Origin of the sequence: Sphingopyxis sp. (assembly GCF_036261875.1) — a bacterium.
Taxonomy (GTDB): Bacteria; Pseudomonadota; Alphaproteobacteria; order Sphingomonadales; family Sphingomonadaceae; genus Sphingopyxis.
The window spans coordinates 37103-60101 of the sequence record NZ_DATAJZ010000012.1 but is presented as its reverse complement, the minus strand read 5'-3'; the positions used below and the strand labels follow the sequence as shown (position 1 = coordinate 60101).

The 22999-nt window shown below is 60.1% G+C and carries 20 protein-coding genes; 3 read left to right on the top strand and 17 right to left on the bottom strand.

Annotation, left to right across the window (positions count from 1 at the left end):
• Positions 1-44: 44 nt before the first annotated feature.
• Together VHO04_RS06885 and VHO04_RS06880 are read right to left on the bottom strand one after the other, a co-directional pair.
• Positions 45-1214, bottom strand: a complete 1170-nt coding sequence (locus VHO04_RS06885) for a nucleotide sugar dehydrogenase (protein WP_329627641.1) — start codon at positions 1212-1214, stop codon at positions 45-47.
• A gap of 105 nt (positions 1215-1319) precedes the next feature.
• Positions 1320-2840, bottom strand: coding sequence for a protein adenylyltransferase SelO (locus tag VHO04_RS06880; RefSeq protein WP_329627623.1), 1521 nt, complete (start codon positions 2838-2840; stop codon positions 1320-1322).
• A 106-nt stretch (positions 2841-2946) separates the two neighbouring features.
• Between VHO04_RS06880 and galE the strand changes: the two genes are divergently transcribed.
• Entirely contained in the window at positions 2947-3966 is a 1020-nt protein-coding gene (gene galE, locus VHO04_RS06875; protein ID WP_329627622.1) for a UDP-glucose 4-epimerase GalE, read from the top strand.
• Between the two features lie 151 nt (positions 3967-4117).
• A complete protein-coding gene (locus tag VHO04_RS06870; protein WP_329627621.1) occupies positions 4118-6073 on the top strand; it encodes a nucleoside-diphosphate sugar epimerase/dehydratase in 1956 nt (651 codons plus the stop codon).
• Here the strand turns inward: VHO04_RS06870 and VHO04_RS06865 are convergent.
• The 4 genes from VHO04_RS06865 to VHO04_RS06850 all read right to left on the bottom strand — a co-directional run bounded on the left by VHO04_RS06865 (position 6064) and on the right by VHO04_RS06850 (position 10765).
• Positions 6064-7578, bottom strand: coding sequence for a hypothetical protein (locus VHO04_RS06865; protein WP_329627620.1), 1515 nt, complete (start codon positions 7576-7578; stop codon positions 6064-6066). The two genes, VHO04_RS06870 and VHO04_RS06865, sit on opposite strands and share 10 nt — an antisense overlap.
• A gap of 230 nt (positions 7579-7808) precedes the next feature.
• Positions 7809-8351 carry a sugar transferase gene (locus VHO04_RS06860; RefSeq protein WP_329627619.1) on the bottom strand — a complete coding sequence of 181 codons (543 nt, stop codon included), beginning with the start codon at positions 8349-8351 and terminating at the stop codon, positions 7809-7811.
• Between the two features lie 8 nt (positions 8352-8359).
• Positions 8360-9346, bottom strand: a complete 987-nt coding sequence (locus VHO04_RS06855) for an NAD-dependent epimerase/dehydratase family protein (RefSeq protein ID WP_329627618.1) — start codon at positions 9344-9346, stop codon at positions 8360-8362.
• A gap of 162 nt (positions 9347-9508) precedes the next feature.
• On the bottom strand, positions 9509-10765 hold the full coding sequence (locus VHO04_RS06850; protein WP_329627617.1) for a glycosyltransferase family 4 protein: 1257 nt from the start codon (positions 10763-10765) through the stop codon (positions 9509-9511).
• Between the two features lie 339 nt (positions 10766-11104).
• On the opposite strand from VHO04_RS06850, the gene VHO04_RS06845 reads away from it, so the two are divergent.
• On the top strand, positions 11105-12148 hold the full coding sequence (locus VHO04_RS06845) for an NAD-dependent epimerase/dehydratase family protein (RefSeq protein ID WP_329627616.1): 1044 nt from the start codon (positions 11105-11107) through the stop codon (positions 12146-12148).
• Between the two features lie 19 nt (positions 12149-12167).
• On the opposite strand, the gene VHO04_RS18850 is transcribed toward VHO04_RS06845, so the two are convergent.
• From VHO04_RS18850 to VHO04_RS06795, 11 genes are all read right to left on the bottom strand, one after another.
• On the bottom strand, positions 12168-12287 hold the full coding sequence (locus VHO04_RS18850) for a UDP-N-acetylglucosamine 2-epimerase (protein WP_414713089.1): 120 nt from the start codon (positions 12285-12287) through the stop codon (positions 12168-12170).
• 273 nt (positions 12288-12560) lie between these two features.
• Positions 12561-13685, bottom strand: coding sequence for a glycosyltransferase family 4 protein (locus VHO04_RS06840; RefSeq protein ID WP_329627615.1), 1125 nt, complete (start codon positions 13683-13685; stop codon positions 12561-12563).
• Between the two features lie 105 nt (positions 13686-13790).
• Positions 13791-14942, bottom strand: a complete 1152-nt coding sequence (locus VHO04_RS06835; RefSeq protein ID WP_329627614.1) for an N-acetyl sugar amidotransferase — start codon at positions 14940-14942, stop codon at positions 13791-13793.
• A gap of 17 nt (positions 14943-14959) precedes the next feature.
• Positions 14960-16249: a hypothetical protein gene (locus VHO04_RS06830; protein WP_329627613.1), complete on the bottom strand. Its 1290-nt coding sequence runs from the start codon at positions 16247-16249 to the stop codon at positions 14960-14962.
• Complete coding sequence (locus tag VHO04_RS06825) at positions 16242-16991, bottom strand: AglZ/HisF2 family acetamidino modification protein (protein WP_329627612.1); 750 nt, start codon at positions 16989-16991, stop codon at positions 16242-16244. Before VHO04_RS06825 ends, VHO04_RS06830 begins: the two co-directional genes overlap by 8 nt.
• Positions 16988-17602 (bottom strand): imidazole glycerol phosphate synthase subunit HisH, encoded by a 615-nt coding sequence (hisH, locus tag VHO04_RS06820; RefSeq protein ID WP_329627640.1) that lies wholly within the window; start codon positions 17600-17602, stop codon positions 16988-16990. The genes VHO04_RS06825 and hisH overlap by 4 nt, the downstream gene beginning before the upstream one ends.
• Positions 17586-18830, bottom strand: a complete 1245-nt coding sequence (locus VHO04_RS06815) for an oligosaccharide flippase family protein (protein WP_329627611.1) — start codon at positions 18828-18830, stop codon at positions 17586-17588. The genes hisH and VHO04_RS06815 overlap by 17 nt, the downstream gene beginning before the upstream one ends.
• A gap of 29 nt (positions 18831-18859) precedes the next feature.
• Positions 18860-19978, bottom strand: coding sequence for a DegT/DnrJ/EryC1/StrS family aminotransferase (locus VHO04_RS06810; RefSeq protein WP_329627610.1), 1119 nt, complete (start codon positions 19976-19978; stop codon positions 18860-18862).
• A 6-nt stretch (positions 19979-19984) separates the two neighbouring features.
• Complete coding sequence (locus tag VHO04_RS06805) at positions 19985-20560, bottom strand: acyltransferase (protein ID WP_329627609.1); 576 nt, start codon at positions 20558-20560, stop codon at positions 19985-19987.
• A gap of 12 nt (positions 20561-20572) precedes the next feature.
• On the bottom strand, positions 20573-21544 hold the full coding sequence (locus VHO04_RS06800; protein ID WP_329627608.1) for a Gfo/Idh/MocA family oxidoreductase: 972 nt from the start codon (positions 21542-21544) through the stop codon (positions 20573-20575).
• Complete coding sequence (locus VHO04_RS06795) at positions 21541-22842, bottom strand: nucleotide sugar dehydrogenase (RefSeq protein ID WP_329627607.1); 1302 nt, start codon at positions 22840-22842, stop codon at positions 21541-21543. Before VHO04_RS06795 ends, VHO04_RS06800 begins: the two co-directional genes overlap by 4 nt.
• Positions 22843-22999: the final 157 nt, after the last annotated feature.

Here is a 22999-nt window from a genome sequence, read left to right as displayed (position 1 = left end):
CCGGCGTTGCGGCGGTTCGAGGGGACGGCGATGAGAGAATGGCGTCAGCTATCGGCGCCGAACAGGTCGCGACTATAGACCTTGTCCGCGACATCGGCGAGTTCATCGGTCACCCGGTTGGCGATGATGATGTCGGCCTCGGCCTTGAAAGCATCAAGATCGCGGACGACGCGCGAATTGAACAGCCGATCCTCCTCGATCAGCGGTTCGTGGACGATCACCTCGATCCCCTTGGCCTTGACGCGCTTCATCACACCCAAAATGCTGCTGGCGCGAAAATTGTCCGATCCCGCCTTCATGGCGAGCCGGTGGATGCCGACGACGCGCGGGTTACGCTTGATGATTTCCGCCGCGATGAAATCCTTGCGGGTCGTGTTCGAGGCGACGATCGCGGCAATCAGATTCTGCGGCACCTCCCTGTAGTTCGCCAGCATCTGCTTGGTGTCCTTGGGCAGGCAATAGCCGCCATAGCCGAAGGAGGGATTGTTGTAGAAACTGCCGATCCGGGGATCGAGGCACACCCCCTCGATCACCTGCCGCGAATCGACGCCGTGGGTCGCGGCATAGGTATCGAGTTCGTTGAAGAAGGCGACGCGCATCGCGAGATAGGTATTGGCGAACAGCTTGATCGCCTCGGCCTCGGTATTGCCGGTGTGCAGAATTGCCGCCTCGGGTTTCAGCGAAGCCTCCAGCAGCAGCCGGGCGAAGGCCTCGGCGCGCGGATGGGTGTCGCCGACGATGATCCGCGAGGGGTGGAGATTGTCGTAGAGCGCGCGCCCTTCGCGCAGGAATTCCGGCGAAAAGACGATGTTGTCCGATCCCGTCTCGGCGCGCATCCGGTCGGTGAACCCGACCGGCACCGTCGACTTGACGATCACCAGCGCGTTCGCCGCCATTTTGAGCGCATCGGCGATTACGGTCTCAACCGTGCTCGTGTTGAAATAATTGGTGTCGGGGTCGTAATCGGTCGGCGTCGCGATGACGACGAAATCGGCGCCGTCGTAGGCAAGCGCCCGGTCGGTCGTCGCGAGGAGGTCGAGCGGCCGGTTCGCCAGATACTCCTCGATCTCGGGATCGGCGATCGGCGACTGGCGCGCGTTGATCATCTCGACCTTGCGCGCGTCGATGTCGAGCGCGACGACGCTGTTGCGCTGCGCGAGCAGGACCGCATTCGATATGCCGACATAGCCCGTGCCGACGACCGTGATCTTCACAGGCGTGGCCTGCTGCGCTTCTGCTTCGGGCAATGAACGGTCCTCTGCTGGATATGGGCGCCGTCCCTAGCAATTGCCGCGCAGCCACTCAACCCGCACTGCCTGTCAGGTGCCACAGAAGGTTTTATAGGGGCCGAATTCGGCGGGCGCCGGCCCCTCGAACAGCGCCCATTCGGGACGCCGGACATAGGGATTGCGCACCACCTCCAGCAATTCGAACCAGGCGGCGAGATCGCCCGCCTCGGCCGCGCCCAGCGCAGCCTCGACCAGATGGTTGCGCGGAACATAAAGCGGATTCACCGCATCCATCGCGTCAGCGCGATTCAGCGGCGCGTCGGTCTCGCGCGCCAGCCGCGCCCACCAGTCGGCGATCCACGGCACCATCGCGTCGGCGTCGGGCAATTGCGCCTCAAGCTCCGATCCGTCGCCGCGCAGCATCATCGCAAGGCCGCGGAAGAACAAAGTAAAATCGACCTGGTGGCGTTCGAGTTCGGCGAAGAGCGCGTCGAACAGCGCGCCATCGCCATCCTGCGCTTCGGTCAGCCCCAACTTTCTGCGCAACCGCCCATGCCAGACCGCGGCAAAGCGGCCTGGCACCTCGGCCACCAACGCCTTCGCCGTCTCGACATCGGCGGCATCGACCGAGTGGATCGCGGGAAGCAACGCTTCGGCGAAACGCGCCATGTTCCAGTGCATGATCTGTGGCTGGCGGCCATAGGCATAGCGGCCATGGGCGTCGATCGAACTGAACACGGTGTTGGCGGCAAAGCGGTCCATGAAGGCGCACGGACCATAGTCGATCGTCTCGCCCGAAATCGCGACATTGTCGGTGTTCATCACGCCGTGAATGAAGCCGACGCCCAGCCAGTGCGCGACGAGGTCGCATTGCAGCCCGATCACCCGGTCGAGCAAGGCGAGATGCGGATTGGGCGCCTCGACAAGATCGGGGAAATGGCGGCGAATGCTGTAGTCCGATAGCTGGACGACGTGATCGGCACCGAAATGCGCCGCGAAGAACTGGAAGGTGCCGACGCGGATATGGCTGCTGGCGATGCGGGTCAGCACCGCGCCGGGATGCGCCTGCTCGCGCTGGACCCGGTCGCCGGTCGCGACCGCGGCCAGCGCCCGCGTCGTCGGCACGCCCATCGCCGCCATCGCTTCGGAGACGAGAAACTCGCGCAGCACCGGGCCAATCGCCGCCTTCCCGTCGCCATTGCGCGAGAAAGGCGTCGGCCCCGATCCCTTGAGCTGCACGTCGAAGCGCGCGCCGTCGGGCGCGACGATTTCGCCGAGCAGCAGCGCGCGGCCGTCGCCGAGTTGCGGCGAGAAATGTCCGAACTGATGTCCGGCATAAGCGAGCGCGAGCGGGTTCGCCCCACCGGGCAGGTCCTGCCCCGAAAAAAGACGCGCGATCACCTCGTCGCCCGCGCCGGCACCGTCGATCCCGAGCCGGTTCGCAAGCGCATGATTAAAGGCGAGCAGCTTCGGCGCCGCGGGCTTCGCAGCTTCGGCAGGGGCGTAGAAGCCTTCCATGGCGTCATGAAAACTATTGTCGAACGCGAGATCCATCGCCTCTATGTCGAGCGCGAACGCCGGGATTGCAAGGACCCGATGGGTCTTCCGCATAGCTCGCCCCTTCGCGATCGATTAACGCGCTGTTTTCCAAACCATGGCAAAGAGCGCTCGACGAACCCAGTTGATCTTCGGCGGGCGGATCGGCACAGGAGCGGGCATGAAAGTCTTCGTTACCGGCGGGGCAGGCTACATCGGCAGCCATACGCTCGTCCAGTTGCTGTCCGCGGGCCACGAGGTTTGCGTCTTCGACAATTATTGCAACAGCTCGCCGGTCGCGCTCGCACGGATTCGCCAGCTCAGCAACCGCGACATGCGTGTGGTCGAGGCTGACATCTGCGAGGCCGACGCGCTGACGCGCGCGGTCACGGACTTCGCACCCGATGCCGTGATCCATTTTGCGGGATTGAAAGCGGTCGGGGAATCGAACGATATTCCGCTGCGTTATTATCAGACCAACGTCAGCGGAACGATGAACCTGCTCGGCGCGATGGACGCCGCGGGATGCCGGCGCATCGTCTTTTCTTCTTCAGCGACGGTGTATGGCGAGGCGCACTATCTGCCGTTCGACGAAAATCATCCGATCGCGCCGACCAATCCCTATGGCCGCACCAAGGCGATGGCCGAGGGCGTGATCGCCGATTGGACGCGCGCGAACCCCGATGCTTCGGCCGTCCTGCTGCGTTATTTCAATCCGGTCGGAGCGCATGAATCGGGCCGGATCGGCGAAGATCCGGACGGCATCCCCAACAATCTGATGCCTTTCGTCGCGCAGGTCGCGATCGGGCGCCGGGAAAAGCTCGCAATTTTCGGCGACGATTATGACACACGCGACGGCACCGGCGAGCGCGATTACATCCACGTCGTCGATCTCGCCGACGCGCATCTCGCCGCGCTTGGATATGCGATGGGCACGGCGGGCTGCGAGGCGATCAACGTCGGCACCGGGAACGGCATCACGGTGAAGGAGTTGGTCGCTGCCTACGAGCGGGCGTGCGGGCATCCGCTCGCCACCGAAATCGCGGCGCGACGCGCCGGCGACGTGGCCGTGAGTTATGCCGCGACGGGCAAGGCCGAGCGCCTGCTGGGTTGGAACGCCCGGCTGGATGTCGATGCGATGTGCAGGTCGTCGTGGCGCTGGCAATCGGACAATCCAGAGGGCTTTCCCTCGGCAGGATAGATCGAAAGCAGCGACGGACCGACCTTCGCACGCGGCGCATGACAGCCGGCCGATTGAATTTATTGCCATCTTCGCTAATCTCGCGCCGAAACACCCACGATATGATGGGCACGGTCGCATGGATTTCGCATAAGAAGGCTGGAATGATTTGATGGGGCACGAGCAGGGATGGCACGATGTGCCGGCACGGATCGTCAACCTCGTCCTCAACCAGACGCGCGATCAGCGACGGTTGATCGCGGCGTTGATGGACGGGGCGCTGTGCGTGATGGCGGTTTGGATCGCCTATTCGCTTCGCGTCGGCAGTTGGAGCTTCTTTTCGCCGCCGGTTTCGAGCTTTGCCGCCGTGGCGCTGCTGTTCTGGTATCCGATAGCGCTCATGCTCGGCGTCTATCGCTCGCTCATACGCTTTTCGGGAGCGCGGACAGTCGCGGGTCTCGCCGCAGCCTGCGCGGCGCTGGCGATCCCGCTGCTCATCGTCTTCGTCATCTTTCGCTGGCCGGTGGTGCCGCGCACCCTGGCGATCCTGCACCCGATCATCTTTCTGATGCTGCTCGCATCGAGCCGGATCACGATCCGCTTCATCCTGCTGGATCTCCTCAACATCGTGTCCACCAAGGCGCGCCGCGTGCTCGTCTACGGCGCAGGCCGGGCGGGCCAGCAGCTCGCGCTTTCGCTCCGCCACGAATCGCAGGTCTATCTCGTCGGTTTCGTCGATGACGACCTGCGCCTCGACGGGCAGCGGCTGGACGGAATCCCGGTCTTCGGGTCGCACCGACTGGAAACCATCCTGGGCGACACCGACGTCGACGAAGTGCTGCTCGCTATCCCCAGCGCCTCGCGCACGCGCCGGCGTGAGATCATCGAGCGGCTGCAGAAGACCGATGCCTATGTTCGCTCGCTCCCCAGCCTGACGCATATCATCGAGGGTTCGATCACCGTGAACGATCTGCGCGAGATTCAGATCGACGAGTTGCTCGGACGCGAGGCGGTGGCTCCCAACGAGGTACTGATGGGCAGGACCATCGTCGGAAAGACGGTCATGGTATCGGGCGCTGGCGGCTCGATCGGCAGCGAACTCTGCCGTCAGATCCTTCAGTGCCACCCGAAAAAGCTGATCCTGCTCGAACAGTCGGAGTTTGCTCTCTATGCGATCGAGCAGGAGCTTTTGAGCCATATCCGGTCCACGGGGCATGACGTATCGCTGGTGCTCGAACTCGCCAATGTCGCCGAACGGTCGACGATGATGCGGGTCTACAAGCATCATCGTCCCGACACCGTCTTCCACGCCGCCGCCTACAAGCATGTTCCGCTGGTCGAAGCCAATCCGGTCTCGGGGATGCGCAATAACGTCATGGGGACGCTGCACAGCGTCGAAGCCGCCGAGGCCTGCGGCGTCGCAAATTTCACGTTGATCAGCACCGACAAGGCGGTACGGCCGACGAATATCATGGGCGCCTCGAAACGGGTCTGCGAACTCATTCTTCAGGCACGCGCCAGCGAAAAGCGCACAAATTCGACTGTTTTCAGCATGGTTCGGTTCGGAAACGTGCTTGGTTCAAGCGGATCGGTGGTGCCGCTCTTCCAAGCCCAGATCGCCGCCGGCGGTCCGATCACGATCACGCATCGCGACATCACCCGTTATTTCATGACGATCCCCGAGGCCGCGCAGCTCGTTATCCAGGCGACGGCGATGGCAAAGGGCGGCGAGGTGTTCGTGCTCGATATGGGACAGCCAGTCCAGATTCTCGACCTAGCGCGCAGCATGATCCGGCTATCCGGCCTCGGCATTCGCGATGCCGACGATCCCGATGGCGACATCGAAATCGTCGAGACCGGACTGCGTCCGGGAGAGAAGCTCTATGAAGAACTGCTGATCGGCGACAATCCCGAACCGACGAACCATCCGCGGATTCTGCGCGCGCGGGAGAAGCTGTGGCCGTGGCTGGAAATGAAACAGGCGTTGGACGAACTCGACGCCGTCATCCGGGGCAGCGGCGACCCGCACGCGATGGTGCAGGTTATCGCGCGGCTGGTTCCCGAATATACACCCGATGCGATGTGGCGCGAACGACTAACGATACATGCGTCCGCGGATCACCCTTGACCCGTCATCGCGCGGACGCCTGCCCCTTTGAACCTGGTAAGATGATCTACGGACCATCGGATCGGAATGGAATTGTCGATCAGGTTGAGGCGGTCCAACGTGACCAGGGGAAGCACGTCGCCCGTGCTCCCATTCCTCCTGAACCACATGATGCGGGTCTTGGGATGCGCCTTCACGATGTCGAGGCTGAGGCGCAGTTCAATATCGGCCCGGGCAAGATCTCTGGGACGCCACGCCACTATCCGGGTGGCCGTTGGCGCGTGAATTTGCAAGCTGACCTCGGTTACGCCGCCATAACGGGCATGCATGCCATAGTCTGACTGATGCAGCGCCCCGACCTTTGGAGAAAGATCGGCATTTCCAGTCGTCCGCAACACGCCGGTGATCCTGAAATCATGCCCGTGCATTTCAGCCAGAACCACCGGCGGACTCGCGCTTTTGATAAACTCGCCATGGGCCTCGTTCTTGTTGCCGCCCATTATGACGCCATTGGCAAACGTGCCGCGTAGACTGCAATATTCGGCGTTGCCGTGGATGTTGCCTCCTGCCAGGCCGGCAACCGGATGGCTGCCAGCCTTACCCTCGAAATGGATATCGCGATTCATCCCAACCTTGCCGCCATCCGTCTTGCCGCCGCCGATGGCGAACCCGCTGAAATGACCGTAGCACTCGCCGCGCAGGCGCACGTCCTGGCTATTTGCCACGACACAGCCATAGGGGCTTTTGGTCTCGGCAGCCGTCTGGCGCACCCGCACATTTTCGCCGGACACATAATAGCAATCGGTGATCGATAGCGCCGCCAATCTGCCCCCTTCGATTCGGCAATTGCTTATCGTCGCCCCGTCGAGGCTTGCGAACTCCATCGTATAGCCGATGTCGTCGCGGCCGATGACGGTCAACGACGCGCATCCTTGGGTGAAGCGGTCCCCCGCCCGCTTCCAGACTTCGGTTGCATTCGCAGGATAGTCATCGCGGCACCCATTCTCTACGGCGATTCGGGTGGCATCGATCACTTGGGCGACCCGGAACATCTCGCCCTTGCGGTAATAATAGCGATATCCGTTCCCCGCGAAATCCACGGTCCCCGACACTTGAAAAGTCTCGCCTACTCGCAAGCCGTGCGGCCCGGCAAATCTCAGCGTGCGCTCTCCCATCGCCAGATTCCGCAGCAGGTTCGGCAGCTTCGCCCTTGCCGCTCCGTTCACTCGCACGCAAATCCCGTCAGGAAAGTCCGCTGGATTAGCCTCCCTAAAATCGAGAACGACGTCGCCCCCTTCCAGGATGCCCGGCGGAATCACGAGCGGCCTCGATACTTTATACATGCCCCCAGGCAAGGAAGCGCGTCCTGTCCTGGCCATGTCGGCAAAAAGCGCCATGAGCGCGTCGCTATCATCGCCGCGAGGATCGTCCGGCAGGACATCGCGCGCATGCGCACATCTGGGGATGGCAGGCGCAAGCGCCATGCCCGCAAGAATCGCGAAAGTGTCTCGACGCTTGATCGTCATGCGATTTGCCTGATCTCCACCTGATATCGACAGACAGTTTCGTGTCGCCGATCCCTCCTTAGCGCTATGCCGCGCGGAGCACTATGCCTGCGGTCAATGCAATCTGTTCGCCGGTCGGCCTCTGATGCACCGGCTATATCAAGCCCGATTCCCCCGTGCGCGCGACCGGCAATCGCTGGAGCGGGCATAAATAACGATCACCGCTCGCCGGCAATCCTGATCCGACGGGATCAGGATGCGACATGATCGCCTCGTCCGCCACCAACGAACGTGATCCAGATCAACCTGATATCGTGCGCCAATGACATATTGCCCAGATATTTGGCGTCATTCTCCGCCAGTTTCTGCGGGTCCGACATGTCTATCCCGGCGACCTGGGACACGCCCGTAATTCCGGGCCGTATCGCCGCCAATCCACGCTCGCGACGGGCAAGAACAAGCGCGGTCTGAGATGGAAGGCATGGACGCGGCCCGACAAAGCTCATCTCGCCTTTCAACACATTCCAGAGTTGCGGCAATTCGTCCAACTTGAGCCGTCGCAACCACTTGCCAAGCGGCGTTACCGCGTCCCTATTCACCTGATGCGTCGGAAGGTCCGCTGTTCCGATGTACATTGTTCGAAGCTTCAGGCATTCGAATGGCCGCTCATCGAGCCCCACGCGCGTTTGCCGAAAGATCGCAGGCCCCTTCGATCCTGACCGAATGGCCACCATGCAGGCTGCAAGGAACGGGGCGGAAACCAGCAGGCCGAGCAATGCCAGGACGATATCCATCAAGCGTTTCAAGACGATGATCCGATTAGTTGTGCGGGTCGACCATAAAAGGAACGGTATAGTTCGCCCGATTTGCGTATGGACGCGCGAAGATTGGGGAAATCCGGAATAGAGAATGTGGAAAAGAAACGGGAAGGGTCAAGAACCAGATCGCCCATCAGACCCTCGATCAATTGTCGCCTGCCTGTCAATCGGCCAGCCAGATGCAACATCGCTTCGGGACAGGAAAACAAGCGAGGAGCCATTCCCATACCAGCACGAAGTTCCGTCAATATGTCCGCCGTAGAAATCGCAAAGGGGTCCGCGATACAATAGTTTCCACTCTTTATTGGCTTCGGCTCCTGCACACATATTGCCGCGATCGCCGTCACCAGCAAATCGATGGAGACAATCGATCGTCGATTCCTAGCTGACCCGAAGGGCAAGGGAAGTCCGGACAGCGCAAGCCGCTGCAACTTCCCCCAATTCCCCCCCGCATCATATCCCAGCACCAGGGGCGGTCGAAGCGAGACAACGCAAACCCCCTCTTCGGCCAATGCTGCGACATGCTGTTCCGCCGCCAATTTGGAACGACCGTAAGCTGTCACAGGCCGCGGTTCGGTCGTGTCGTCAACGACCTGATCGCTCGAATTTGCGGTAACCGCGGCGACACTGCTCAGATGGAGGAGAAGTGGAGTCTTCGATCGACGGATGCTCTCGGCCAATTGCAGGGCACCGACTGCATTGACCTCCTGAAAGGCAGCCTCTCCCGTCCTCGATGGCGCGTGCGCCAAGCCGGCCAAATGCACGACGGCCCAAGCTCCGGAAAGACCTTCACCCGCCATGACCGACGCGTAGGGAATAAAATCGATTGCCGGATGATCAGGAAACGCTCGCCGGGAACGACCGACATCGCGAACTGCGAGCGTCAACCGGAAATCCTTCTTCAGCAAGGCAGCAACCAGGTTACGGCCGATAAAGCCGGTGGCGCCGGTAATGACGATCCGCCTAGACATATTGCGTCAAACGACCCCACTCGCCCGCAAAGCGATCTTTCCATTCGCCCGGCCGAAAGTCGGAACGTCGAAGGCAGGGCTCCGCTCGGCGCATATCGATACCGCCTGTCCATTCATAATATCGCGCAAGACGCCAATGCCCGCGATCATTGCGACATCATCCTAAAATAGTTCGGCATAAATTCTTGCGAGAGCGGCATAATCATGGTTCGTTCGGACGAACGCCAGACCCCGCTCTCCCATTTCCCGCAACTCAGCGCGATCCATATCCGCAAGGCGGGCGAAGGCTTCGGCGACGGCAACAGGATCGCCCGGTTCGACAGTGAGGCCGCATCCTGCCTCGGTCACCGAATCATTACCCACCCGCATTGCCGACACGATCGGCAATTTCGCCAGCATATAGTCATAAAGTTTGTTCGGGCTGATGCCGTGCATAAACATAGGTTTAGGCCTCAAAGAAATATAACCGACATCGGCTTTCTGCATCAAACCGATCGCATGGGATTTCGGCACTTGTGGATAGATTGCAACACGCTCTTCCAGCCCAAGATCCGAGACCATCTTGGCAATTTGTTGCTGCAGTTCTCCTCGCCCGACCACAAGGATGCGAATCCTGTCGTTACCACGCGAGCGAAGTTCGGCCGCAGCCCGGACCAGAATATCGATATTGTTGGGAGGGCCGAGCGCGCCCGCATACAGAACGACGAACTTCTCTTCCTGATGCCACTGCATCAAACGCCGATAGGCCGGCTCGTCCGGCTCGATGACTGCTTCTTCCTGTGCATCCACGCCGTTGGGAATATAGTGCCAACGATCGGCATCAACTCCTCGCTCACACATATAGGGCCGGGATGCGGACTGAAGCGACACCACATGGTCGGCGTGTCGATATGCATATCGCTCAACCCATCCCGTCCCGATGACCAACGGATGATAAGGGCTTACATCCGCCAGTTCCACAAGGCTCAACGGCCACAAATCGCGCACCTCGAAGATCGAAACCGCGTTATAGCGTTTCGCCAGCCGGTGGGTCGCCAGAAATACATAAGGATGCGGACTCGATCCGATAATTGCATCAGGAACCCCGTATCGCGCGACAAGCCGGTCAGCGTCGCGCAAAAGACCGAATGAGAAGTCCGCCATATTGAGCAGGCGTGCAAGCCCGTTGTTCGGATAGGCGCGCGCACCAATGAAGTGGTAAGAGACATCGTCGATGCGCTTTTCGCCAGGCGCTTGCGGAGCATCCATCAAATGATGGAAGGTCGGGGACAGGATCGTCGTGCGAATTGATTGCAAACGCCAGTTTTGAGCAAGATAAAAGGCGCGGCTGAACCGACCGATTCCCGGCCCTCCCGCATAGGGGTGAACATACCAGATATTTTTGTGGACGGGCGGAATGGACTCAGGGGTCGACGGCATGCTCGCCAAATCCGGGGAACCAGACATGATTGATTTTATTCTCCGATTGGAAACATGGGAACGGAACGGCTGTCGACGGCGCGGTGGCCTCGATCTATCTGATCGGGCAAGTCGTCACAAGGCAATGGAGCCCGCCAGAGGATAGTATGCGCCGGATCGCAACGACGCATATTCAATCAAAGGGCAAGCCGATGTTATTTTCCGGCCCCCAGCAGAAACTCCCGATCCGCCGAGCGGGCCGGGAGCGCGTGAATCTTCAGCATATTTTCACGATACTCCGCCAATGGATGTTCATCCCCTGCATGTCGCGACATGCAAACTTCGAGCGTGGACGACGACATGAATCAGGACAAAAAGGCGCAGCGCAGCGATTGCAAGATCCTCATCACGGGGACGGCCGGATTCATTGGCTTTCACCTCGCCAATATCCTGCTGGCCGAGGGTTTTCGCGTCCACGGTTATGACGGCATGACGGATTATTACGACGTCGCCCTGAAACGGCGGCGCCACGAGATATTGAAACAACAGACTGGCTTCAGCGCGACCGAGGCGATGCTGGAGGATTGGGACTGTCTTTCCGGCGTCGCCGGCGATTTCGCACCCGACGTCATTGTTCACCTCGCCGGACAAGCAGGCGTACGATACAGCCTGGAAGAGCCGCGCTCCTATATCGAGAGCAATGTCGTCGGCACCTTCAACGTCATGGAAATCGCTCGGACGAGAGCTGTCGAACATCTGCTGATGGCGTCCACGTCATCGATCTATGGCGCCAACGACCAAATGCCCTTTACCGAGATGGACAAGGCCGACGCGCAGCTCACCATCTATGCCGCGACGAAAAAGGCGAATGAAAGCATGGGCCATGCCTATGCCCATCTGTGGAACCTGCCCACGACGATGTTTCGCTTCTTCACCGTCTACGGCCCCTGGGGCCGCCCCGACCTCGCTCCGTCACGCTTCGCCGACGCGATCCTGAATGGTCGCCCCATCGACATCTATAACCACGGCGACATGTATCGGGACTTCACCTATGTGGAGGATCTGGTGCGCGCGATCCGCCTGCTGATCGATGCCGCCCCGGTTCGTCCCGCATCGAAGGATGATGTTCCCGAAGGCGACAGCCTGTCCCCCGTCGCGCCTTTCCGCATCGTCAACATCGGCAACTCGGACAAGGTGCGGCTGTTGGATTTCGTCGACGCGATCGAGGCGGAACTGGGGATCAAGGCCATCCGCAACTACATGCCGATGCAAAAGGGCGACGTCTATGCGACCTGGGCCGATGCGTCGCTCCTGCAGCGGCTGACCGGCTATCGCCCGCAAACCGACATTCGCGACGGAGTCGCGCGCTTCGTCGCCTGGTATCGCGATTATCACGGAAAATAGGAACAGACGCGCGAGCGCGCTATTGCACCAGGCATCCACCTGTTGAAGCTGTCAGCCCCGCTTCGACGTGCGCGACGGGAATATAGAGTTTCACGACAGCCAGCGCGCATGAAAGCGTCGAATTGTTGTCCCCGTAAATCAGAACCGCATCGGGGCGAAGGTCGAGCAGGAGATGTTCGATTCCTTCAGCATCCGGCCCATCATCGCGCCATGCAAGCCGCCGTGCACGTCCAGATTATGGTCAGGGTGAGAATCCCAGCTCCTCAAAGAATATATTGGCGTCATGATGCCGGCCCGCATGGATGATGATTTCATCGATTTTGGGGAGTCGCCTTGCCGACCACGGACACCGCGCTTGCCTTGATGAATTGCGACCTCACGCCGACGATGGTTGCGATCTTCAACGTGGAGGTCATGCAAGGATATCCGCGTAGAGTTGCAAAAGCTTCTCTTCCTCGACCGACCAATTGAAAACTTCCTGGACCGCGGCGCGGCCGTTGCGTCCCATTTGTTCGGCCCGCTTGCGGTCGGATATCAACGCGTCGATCGCGGCCGCGATGGCATCGGGATCATCGGGATCGACGCAAAGACCGCAATCACGGCCGAGGACGATCTCCCGCCAGAGCGGAAAATCGGATGCGATGACCGGAATGCCGGCCGCCATATATTCGAACATCTTGACTGGCAATGAATCCAGATAGGCCGGTGTCGGACGAAGCGTGACGAGACCCGCCATCGATCGCCCCAGCACATCGCGAACGCCGGCGCGATCCTGAAAACCGTGGTCATGGACGTTCCGCCAACCGGCCGAATTTTTGACGACCGATTCAAGCTCCTTGTCCTCGAACCTGCCCACCAGATTCAGCTTGGCGCCCGACCGGATGCGCTCGAGTGACCGGATCAGGGGAACAATACCCCTGATGGCAGAGATGCCGCCGACATAGGCAATCTCGTCGGCCTTACCCTCCCAGGGACGTTCGCTCTCCAATTCACCGATTCGTGGAAAATTGTTGATGTTCGCGACCCGCTTCGCGGTTTCGCGAAACTTTTCGGTGATGCCCGGCGTCGCGCCGATAACGGCATCGAACCGCGGAGCTTTCGCCCTCTCATATTTCGCAAAAGCGGCCGAGAGGAGGCGGAGCGCCCAACGGTTCAGATACGGCTTGCTCAGCAACTGTTTGGGCACATCCTCGTGAAAATCGAAGACGACCCGTTTGCCGTGCCGTTTCAGCGCCAGGCCGACGGGGATCAATTCGGGATCGTGCAGGTGATAAAGGTCCGCATTCAGGGCGAAAGCTTGTGCTTTGACCTGCCGGGTCGCCTTCACCATCCGTCCGAGCCGCCCTCCCGAACGGCCGACGTCCAGAATATGCACTCCATTATCGCAATGCTCATCGCCTTTCCCGTCGGCGACCACAAGGGACACCGCGTAGCCATTGGCTGCGAGACTGTTGCATAGCTTCCAGAAAATCCGCGTATCGTAACGCTGGTGGACCGACGTCAGATGCGCGATGTGATGCCTGGGAATAGCTGACACCCTATCATTCACCTTTCAATAGCCGTATCTTGTCCAAGGCCGAGCAAAAGCGATGACCTGTGCGAACCGTGGACTTTTGTGGCCGCACAGGGCAATCGAATGGAATCAGGAATAGACGCCGACCCTGCGCCCGCGCAGCTTTTCCAACGCCACCTGTGCGGTTTTCGCTATCTTCTGCCGTCTTTCCCAAGTCGGAAAATCACTATGATGCCGCATGGGATCGGCAAGAATCGCCTCGAACTCCTCACGCGAAATCCGAAGCTTCTTGCAGAAATAATTGATGTCGGTCTCGAGTTCGATCGGATCGTAAAGCGGCTCGTCCAACGCCGCGACAGCCTCGTCACGCGTCATCTGGCCCGAAACGATCAAGCTCGAATAATGCGGCCGACGCTTGTCGAAACCGAAGCGCATAGGAAGAATATAATTTTGGAAGAGCCGGGTAAACAGCGACTCCCCGTGCTTGCGACCATAGCCTCGCCAGTTACATTTTTCCGCCAGTTCGACCATCGCAGAATCCTTGTCGTACGGCATATAATTCAACGGGCGGATCGTTCGCATCTTGCGAACGAAGGGGAAATAGAAATAATATTCGAAGAAACTGATGGTCGGATAGGATTTGAGCTTCCGCGAACCGAACTTGTCATGGATCGCCTTCAGATTCACGGCATCCATCGCGCTGCCGTGCCACGATGACGGGAAAATTCCCTCCGTCGCCAGATTTCCTCCCGAAAAAACCGTCCGGATTCCGTTTTCGACCGCAAACCGATACAGGCTGGCGAAGAAGGCGTGATCCTGCGGGACATCCTGGTTGGAAATCCCTGACCGAAGATAGGCCAATTGCAGGTCGCGCATGTCCTCCCAGTTGACGACATGCGTATGCAGATCGAAACCACAATGTTCGACGATCGCTTCGATATTCGCCACGGCGAGCTCGCTGTTCCAGCCGGCATCGACGTGGACAACGAGCGGGCGAAAGCCCGCCTCGTGAATCTTGAGCGCCAGATAGGAGCTATCGACACCGCCGCTAAGACCCAGGATGGAGTCATAGGCCTTGCCCCGACCATCCTGCTTGACCTGTTCGGCAATGGCCTGCCATTTTTGCTCGCCCTGCTCGTTCGGGAACCACTGCAGCGGCGCAATCTCGTCAAAATGGCGGCAATGGCTGCACACGCCATTTGCGTTGAATGAAATTTCGGGATCGGATGTGTCCATCACGCAGCGCGTGCAGACCTGATAGTCGCGGGGGGAGTCGATCATAATTTCTCACATAATGGCTACGCCGCCCGGGGAGAGCGCGCCCATTCCTTACCTGAAAGGACTACAAAGCCAAACAACAAAGCCACGCCCGACGACAGTGCTGCGGTCGTTGCCGCCTGTTCCACGATGAGCAGCGAGTATAGAAAGGCGATATAGAGATAGCCCAGGCTTTCCGTGCTCTCATAGAGCGCATCGAGAATTTTGAAGAAAGCCAGGACCAGCACCACGACCGCAATATAAGCCGGATAACCGCCGTCGGCGAGCGCATATACAAAAGCGTTCGTATTCGCATTCGTCTGGGCGTTTCCCAGAAATACCTCACCGATCACGAAAGTGACGGGCATGCTGTCGTTCAACCCGCCCCAGGCCGACCAAAAAAAGCCGTGGCTGTCGAACATGAACGTCATGAAATATTGCACGAGGAATCCGGGGATGACGAAGACCCGGCGGAAAAAAAATTCCGCCACCTGCGAATAGCCGGTTGCAATATATTCCACCAAAAAGACCACAAACAGGGCCGCGCAGATAAAGAAGATGGCCATGAAGACCCCACCGATCCGGCCCCGACGCGCAAGCATCCCGACGACCAGCGAAAGTACGACCATAGCCGTCGGCGCCTTCACGCCAAGGCTGTAGAAGAACAACAAGCCAAACAGGATCGGCAGCGCGAACAGCCACTTGCGGTTCCGAAGTCCGGCCCAAAAGGCAAGGAAGGGATTGAGTCCATTCATCGCCATCGCCACCAGATAGCTGAGAAGAGAGCCGGCCTGAAATACTTCGCGCCCGACCATCCGGCGCTCATAGGCATCATCGATCGAAAGGCCGCCGACATCGCCCACACCCGCGACGGCAAACACCACAGCCAGCGCGACAATGGAAATCGCAACGACGAGCAATAGCTGGGGCTTGAGGGCGAACGGAACCTCGAGCGACCACCGCACGCGCTGGAGCAGCAAAGCCCCCACATAGGGCAATGATAGAAGTCCGACCTGAAATAGATATTCGCCATTCCCGACATCCGTCGCCACGCCGCGAAAAAAAACGAAGGAAGCCAGTACGAAGATAGCGTAAATGACGATGAACATATCCAGCGGACGCGATGCGTTCGATGGAATGGTCAATCCGATCGCCGCGCCGAGAAAAAGCGCAATGGCGACCTTGAACATGCTGAAATCCAGCGGGACGAAGCCAGCATAGCTGTTCGTATACTGGAGTTGAAGGACATAGATGAGAACCGCCATACCCCCAAGGGCGTAGAATCCGGCGACAGTTGCCAGGCGGGTTCGTGTCACGCGAAACTCAGACATCGGGAAAAATGTCCTTGGGGTAATTGATCAGCACGGCCTTGTGCTTGCCGCGAAATACGAAGATGCTGCCGGCGGCAACGGCCGAAGCGCCTCCCTTCTCCACAGCTTCCACCAAATCCACCGCCGTTCCGGCTCCGCCGCAGGCGATCACCGGCGTGGGCGTTACCGAAGCGACCTTCCTGATAAGCTCCAGATCATAGCCATTCATGCAGCCGTCGCGATCGATGCTGTTCACGAAGATTTCCCCAACTCCAGCCTCCACGAGCGCGGCGACATGATCGGCCAGCTTCACCTTTTCCTCGCGGACACCGGAACGGGAATATAGCTTATGGCTGCCCAGAAACGTCTTCTTCGCGTCGATGGCACCGACAACCGCTTGCGCGCCGTAAACGGCCGATACTTCGCGTATGACGTCCATCGACCGGTAGGCTGCGGAGTTGATGACCACCTTTTCCACGCCGGCCCTTATCACCCTCTGGGCATCCTCGAATGTCGAGATGCCGCCGCCATAGGCAACCGGCATGAAGCTCTCGCCGGCGATTTCATAGAGGATTTCCAGATCCGGTCCGCGATCTTCGCGTGTTGCGTCGATATCGAGAAAGATCAGCTCATCGACCTCTTTGTCGTTGAAGATGCGCACGGCGTTCACCGGATCGCCAATATAGGTATCCGATCCGAACTGCACCGTTTTCACGAGGCCACGGTCGCGTAGGAGCAGGCAAGGTATGACACGCGGCATCATCCGCAAAGATCCTTGAACGCGCGCAGGAGACTTTTCCCATAGCGATGGCTCTTTTCCGGATGGAACTGAACCCCGTAGACATTGTCCTTCACCACCCCCGCTGCAAAGTCGAGGCCATAGTTCGCCTTCAGAAAGACGTTGCTGTCCGAGCGCGGTTCCAGAAAATAGCTATGGACGAAATAAAAGCGGGAATCCGGTTCGATCGCGCTGCCGATCGGATTTGCGGGCTGCGTCACGCTTATGCCGCACCATCCCATATGCGGCACCCTCCGCGATGCGGAGACCGGGAATTTGCGGGCGGTCATATCAATCCACCCCAGCCCGCTCTGGCCTCCTTCCTCGCTTCCGGTCCCCAGCATCTGAGCACCTACGCAAATACCGAGCAGCGGCACTTTGGTGTCGAAAACGCTCTTTTCGATCACCGGAAGCAAGCCCGTCGACCGGAGCCCGCGCATGCAGGCGTCGAAAGACCCGTTTCCGGGCAGGATCAGTCCGACCGCCGATCTTACCTCATCGGGATCGCTCGTGATCTTGGCCTTCGCTCCGAGACGGACCAGCATGTTCGCGATCGCGCCCAGATTTCCGATATCATAGTCAATTATCGCGATCATCAACGCGGCCCTTGCTGGCTGTGTAGCTGAGATAGATATAAAGAACGTACATCAGGCTGTAACCGGCACTGTAAGCCAAAATGACGCCCCTGACGTCATGCGGGACAAACATCGCGGCCAAGACCACGGCAAATCGCCCGGTCTGCCATGCCAGATCGACATTTTGCCGTCCGACGATATAGAAGACGTAGCTGAGCGGACTCGCCATGAACCCCAGCGCCACGAAGGGCGCGAGCCAGATCGCGAAGGTGCCGGCCTGACGCCAGACCTCCCCAAAAACGAAAGCGAACGCAGGTTCAGCGAGCAGGACAATCCCTGCCGCGAGCAGCAGTGAGAAGATCGAAAGCACCCTCAGCGTGGATATATATACGCTCCTGCATTCCCCGCGAGTGCGAAAGGCATCTGCGGCATAGCGGCGGAATACGTCGAGAATCGATCGTCCGATCAAACCCACGGGAGTAAGCAGAACGCGCAGCGCCAAAGCGAATATTCCCGCGACATGCGGTCCAAAGCGGGCCGACAGAATGAACAGCGGCAGTTGGAGCGACACGGCGCTCATCAGATCGGCCGGTAGCGCGAAGCCCGGGAAGCGTGGATAGCGACGCCAGAAGGCCACGAGCCTCGACCCCAGCCCCTCGATGCTGGGCAACGGCAAGGGACGAAACCATTGCGCCATAAGGATCGCAAACACCAACCCGACAAGATGCCCTATGATCAGGGCTTCCGGTACGCGCGACACCAGCGACGCCGTAATCTGACAGATGAGAATGCTGGCAGATCGGCCGATCCGGATCTTGACGAGTATCCGGTAAGTGCCGTCGGCGGAGGCAACCCCCTGCCAGGTTTCCGTGGTAGCGCTCAGCATGGCCGCAAGAACCACAAGGCCGAGCATATAGGGCTTCGCGACCGTACCGGAAATTAAGCCCATTGCCAAAAGCAGCAATGAAATCAGCAAGGCAGCGATGCCCACAAGGACGATCGTCACGAAAATCAGCCCGGCCGCATCTTCACGGCTTCGTCCATCGTCTATGATCGGAAGCGCCGTTTCCAGGCGCAGGGTCAATGTGACCGCAAGGATCAGTACAAAACCGAGCCAGACCGAATAGATCCCAAAAGCGTCAGGAAGGAACAGGCGCGCCAGTACCAGCGCACCCAGAACCGGGATGGCCTGAGCGACCGCAGTACCTGACAGGACGCCGGCTACATTGGTCCAGAAACGTCCTTGCATGGTGTCCGCTTTCCGAGAGTCTCCTGATCTTACTTCAGGAGCGCAGCGATTATCTCGTCCTGCTGTTCTTCGCGAAGATAGGGATGCATCGGCAGGCTGAACACCGTTTTCGCCAGATCGGCGCACGTCGCGAGACCCGCGGGATCGGCGGGATAATCGCGATAGGCCTGCTGTTGGTGGAGCGGCATCGGGTAATAGACGACGCTCGGGATGCCTTCGGCCTTCAGCGCCGCCATCGCGGCATCGCGTTCCTCGGTAGAAGCAGCGCGCAGCGTATATTGCGCCCAGACCGACCGCGTTTCGTTCGGAATGTGCGGCACCTGGAACCGCGCGGAGAGCGCCGCCGAATAACGCCCCGCCACCGTCTGTCGCGCATCGAGTTCATCGGCATAAATGGCGAGCTTTTCGAGGAGGATCGCCGCCTGCAGCGTGTCCAATCGGCTGTTCACGCCGATCCGCACATTGTCGTATTTGTCGCTGCCCTTGCCGTGGACGCGAAGCGACCCGATCAGCGCCGCCAGTTCGTCGTTGCTGGTGAAGACGGCGCCGCCGTCGCCATAGCAGCCAAGCGGCTTCGCGGGAAAGAAGGAGGTTGTCGCGATGTCGCCGATGCTGCCGGTGGTGCGATCCTTGTAGGTCGCACCGAAACCCTGCGCGCTGTCGGCGATGATCCACATGCCGTTTTCGCGGGCGACCGCCTCGATCGGTTCATAATCGGCCGGCAGGCCGAACAGGTCGACCGGAATGATTCCGGCCGGGCGAAGACCCAGTTCCTTCGCGTGGATGATCGCGCGCTTCAGGCTTTCGACACACAGGTTGAACGTCCGCGGATCGACATCGACGAACACCGGCGTCGCGCCGACGTGCGGAACGATCTCCGCGGTGGCGGCAAAAGTGAAGGACGGACAGAAGACCGCGTCGCCCGCCTTCGCGCCGAGCGCCATCAGCGCAAGGTGCAACGCATCGGTGCCGTTCGCGCAGGTCAGCACGTGCTTCGCGCCGCAGAACGCCGCGAGTTCGCTTTCCAGCTCGCGCACTTCGGGGCCCATGATGTAGGCGCCACCTGCAAGCACTGCCTGGATGCGCGCGTCGAGCCTGTCCTTGATCCGCGCCTGCTGCGCCTTGAGGTCGATAAATTCGATCGTCATGTTGGTTCAACCTTCAACCAGGCGCAGCGCGCCGTCGATTTCTTCGTAGATTTCGCCCGTGCGCGGGCAGACGAGTGTTTCGTCGAGGCGCTCGCCGGTACGCGAGACCCAGCCGATGCGCCGCGCGGGCACGCCCGCGACGAGCGCGAAGGGCGGCACGTCGTGCGTCACCACCGCCCCCGCAGCCACCATGCAATATTCGCCGAGGCTGTTGCCGCAGACGATGGTGGCGTTAGCGCCGATTGTCGCCCCCTTCCCCACCGGCGTGTCGCGGAACTCGTCCTTGCGCTCGACGAACGCGCGCGGCGTCAACACGTTGGTGAACACGCACGAGGGGCCGCAGAACACGTCGTCGGCCAGGGTCACGCCCTTGTAGAGCGCGACATTGTTCTGGATCTTGCAATTGTCGCCGATCGTGACGTGCGGTCCGGCCATCACATTCTGACCGAGCGAACAGCGCGCACCGATCGAGGTGTGCGACAGCACATGGACGAAATGCCAGACGCGGGTGTCTTCGCCGATCGACACATTGTCGTCCACGAAGGCGCTTTCGTGGACGAAGGCTTTGGGATGGATCGTCATGGTGGGCCTTTTCTAGGATGCGGATGCGAGCGCGTCGGAGGCGCGGCGCAGCACGTTCAGCACCGCCAGCCCCTCGGCCCCGTCGGTCACCGGCGCGGTTCCGTTCGCGATGCAATCGAGGAAATGCTGGCACTCGTTGCGAAGCGGTTCCGATTTCTCGACGATGATCGCCTCGGCCGTAGCCGGATGCGGCACGGGCACCGGCCCCTCGCGGTCGATGCGGTGGCGATAGAGCCGCAGCTTGCTGTCCCAGTCGGGCGCCGAATCCTCGAACACCAGCATGGCTTCGCTGCCGATCGCGACGAGGCGCTGTTCCTTGAACGGGTGCAACCAACTCGTCTGGATATGCCCCTTCAGCCCGTTGGCGAAGCGAAGCTGGAGCAGCGCCCAATCCTCTATACCGGGGGTCACGATCGCCGCACCCTGTGCCGTCACGCCGGTGCAATCGGCGTCGACGAGCGACAGGATCATCGACACGTCGTGCGGCGCGAACGACCAGAGCACATTCTCCTCGATCCGAAATTTGCCCAGCGACATGCGGTTCGAATAGACGTAGCTGAGTTCACCGATCGCGCCCGAGCGGACCATTTCGCGCATCTTGCGAAAGATCGGGTGATATTGCAGCAGATGTCCGACCATCAACCGCCGATCCTGCCGCGCCGCGACCTCGATCAGCTTTTCGGCATCGTCCGGCGACAGCGCGACGGGTTTTTCGACATAGACATGCTTGCCGCTCTCGAGCGCGCGCAGCGCGAGCGCGGCGTGGGTTTCGGCCGGCGTCGCAAAGGAGACGCCGTCGATCGACGGATCGGCGAGCACCTCGTCCAGCGTCGCGATCCGCGCGCCGGTGGCTTCCGAAATCCGCTCGGCGGTTTCGCGATGATCATCGACGATCGCATCGAGGGCGCCGAGCTCGGCGAAATTGCGGGCCAGATTCTTGCCCCAATAACCGCAGCCGACATGGGCGATACGAGGCTGGCTCATGCGCGCACCACGTTCGGAAGGTTGAGATCGAGCTTGCCGCGCGTATCGATCAACAACCTGGCCTCGCGCATCACGAGGTCATAATCGACATCGCTATGGTCGGTCAGCAGCAGCACCGCATCCTGCGCGCGGATATTCTCGGCCGTCAGCGGCACCGACGACAGGTCGAAACTATGCTCGCGCATCTTGGGAAAGCGCGGAACGTTCGAATCGCTGTACGCGACCTCCGCGCCCAGATCGCGTAGCAGTTCCATCACATGCACCGACGGGCTCTCGCGCATGTCGTCGACGTCGCGCTTGTAGGCAATGCCGAGCACGAGAATCTTCGAGCCCTTCACGGCCTTCCCATGTTCGTTGAGCCCGGCGGTGGTCTTGTCCACGACATATTGCGGCATCGCGGCGTTCACTTCGCCCGCCAGTTCGATGAAGCGCGTATGCAGCCCGAATTCGCGCGCCTTCCATGTCAGGTAGAAAGGGTCGATCGGAATACAGTGCCCGCCGATCCCCGGCCCCGGATAATAGGGAGTGAAGCCAAAGGGCTTCGTCGCCGCGGCGTCGATGACCTCGAAGATATTGAGGCCCATCTTGTCGGCGACGACCTTCATCTCGTTGACGAGACCGATGTTCACCGAGCGATGAATATTCTCGAGCAGCTTGACCATCTCGGCCGCCTTGGTCGAGCTTACTGGAACCACGCGGTCGATGAACGCCGCATAGAGCGCGGTGCCGAGTTCGAGACAGGCCGGCGTATGGCCGCCGATCACCTTCGGGATCGTCTGCGTATCGAAAGACGCATTGCCCGGATCTTCGCGCTCGGGCGAATAGACGAGGAAGAAATCCTCGCCGACCTTCAGCCCCGCCTTTTCGACATAAGGCAGCAATATTTCCTCGGTCGTGCCGGGCCAGGTCGTGCTTTCGAGCGACAGCATCTGGCCTTTGCGCAGGTGGGGCAGCAAATTGTCCATCGTCGAGGTGACGAAACTGAGATCGGGTTCGCGATAGAGGTTGAGCGGCGTCGGCACGCAGATGATCAGCGCGTCGCACTCGACCGAACGGCTGAAATCGGTGGTCGCCTCGAACCCCGAAGCGCGCATCTCGGCGATGTCGTCGTTGCCGATATGCTTGATGGGGCTGGTGCCGGCATTCAGCTCATCGACCCGCTCCTGGACGATGTCGAAACCGAGGACGGGCAAGCCCACCGACGACATTCTCCTGGCCAGCGGTATGCCGACATAGCCCAGGCCCAATATTCCGACACGAAATTGTTTTGCGGCGATATGGTCAAGAAATTGCTGCATAATATGGACAATCAAGCCTTTCGATTTTCAGCGGCCTCTCTATGGAACCGATGGATAGTTGGCAATGCTTCTCACTGGCGCGAAGAGACGACCAATCTGCGGCGTCGAAATCGACGACTCATTTCCAACACGTCACGCAAGCCAGCTGCAACTCGCC

Excerpts from the sequence above, each read along its gene's own strand:
- VHO04_RS06835 (WP_329627614.1), bottom strand. The coding sequence starts at position 14,942 with ATGATCGACTCCCCCCGCGACTATCAGGTCTGCACGCGCTGCGTGATG.
- VHO04_RS06865 (WP_329627620.1), bottom strand. The coding sequence starts at position 7,578 with ATGACGATCAAGCGTCGAGACACTTTCGCGATTCTTGCGGGCATGGCG.
- VHO04_RS06850 (WP_329627617.1), bottom strand. The coding sequence starts at position 10,765 with ATGCCGTCGACCCCTGAGTCCATTCCGCCCGTCCACAAAAATATCTGG.
- VHO04_RS06815 (WP_329627611.1), bottom strand. The coding sequence starts at position 18,830 with ATGCAAGGACGTTTCTGGACCAATGTAGCCGGCGTCCTGTCAGGTACT.
- VHO04_RS06810 (WP_329627610.1), bottom strand. The coding sequence starts at position 19,978 with ATGACGATCGAATTTATCGACCTCAAGGCGCAGCAGGCGCGGATCAAG.
- VHO04_RS06795 (WP_329627607.1), bottom strand. The coding sequence starts at position 22,842 with ATGCAGCAATTTCTTGACCATATCGCCGCAAAACAATTTCGTGTCGGA.
- VHO04_RS06805 (WP_329627609.1), bottom strand. The coding sequence starts at position 20,560 with ATGACGATCCATCCCAAAGCCTTCGTCCACGAAAGCGCCTTCGTGGAC.
- VHO04_RS06825 (WP_329627612.1), bottom strand. The coding sequence starts at position 16,991 with ATGATGCCGCGTGTCATACCTTGCCTGCTCCTACGCGACCGTGGCCTC.
- VHO04_RS06860 (WP_329627619.1), bottom strand. The coding sequence starts at position 8,351 with ATGGATATCGTCCTGGCATTGCTCGGCCTGCTGGTTTCCGCCCCGTTC.
- galE (WP_329627622.1), top strand. The coding sequence starts at position 2,947 with ATGAAAGTCTTCGTTACCGGCGGGGCAGGCTACATCGGCAGCCATACG.
- hisH (WP_329627640.1), bottom strand. The coding sequence starts at position 17,602 with ATGATCGCGATAATTGACTATGATATCGGAAATCTGGGCGCGATCGCG.
- VHO04_RS06830 (WP_329627613.1), bottom strand. The coding sequence starts at position 16,249 with ATGTCTGAGTTTCGCGTGACACGAACCCGCCTGGCAACTGTCGCCGGA.
- VHO04_RS06855 (WP_329627618.1), bottom strand. The coding sequence starts at position 9,346 with ATGTCTAGGCGGATCGTCATTACCGGCGCCACCGGCTTTATCGGCCGT.
- VHO04_RS06880 (WP_329627623.1), bottom strand. The coding sequence starts at position 2,840 with ATGCGGAAGACCCATCGGGTCCTTGCAATCCCGGCGTTCGCGCTCGAC.
- VHO04_RS06845 (WP_329627616.1), top strand. The coding sequence starts at position 11,105 with ATGAATCAGGACAAAAAGGCGCAGCGCAGCGATTGCAAGATCCTCATC.
- VHO04_RS06870 (WP_329627621.1), top strand. The coding sequence starts at position 4,118 with ATGGGGCACGAGCAGGGATGGCACGATGTGCCGGCACGGATCGTCAAC.
- VHO04_RS06800 (WP_329627608.1), bottom strand. The coding sequence starts at position 21,544 with ATGAGCCAGCCTCGTATCGCCCATGTCGGCTGCGGTTATTGGGGCAAG.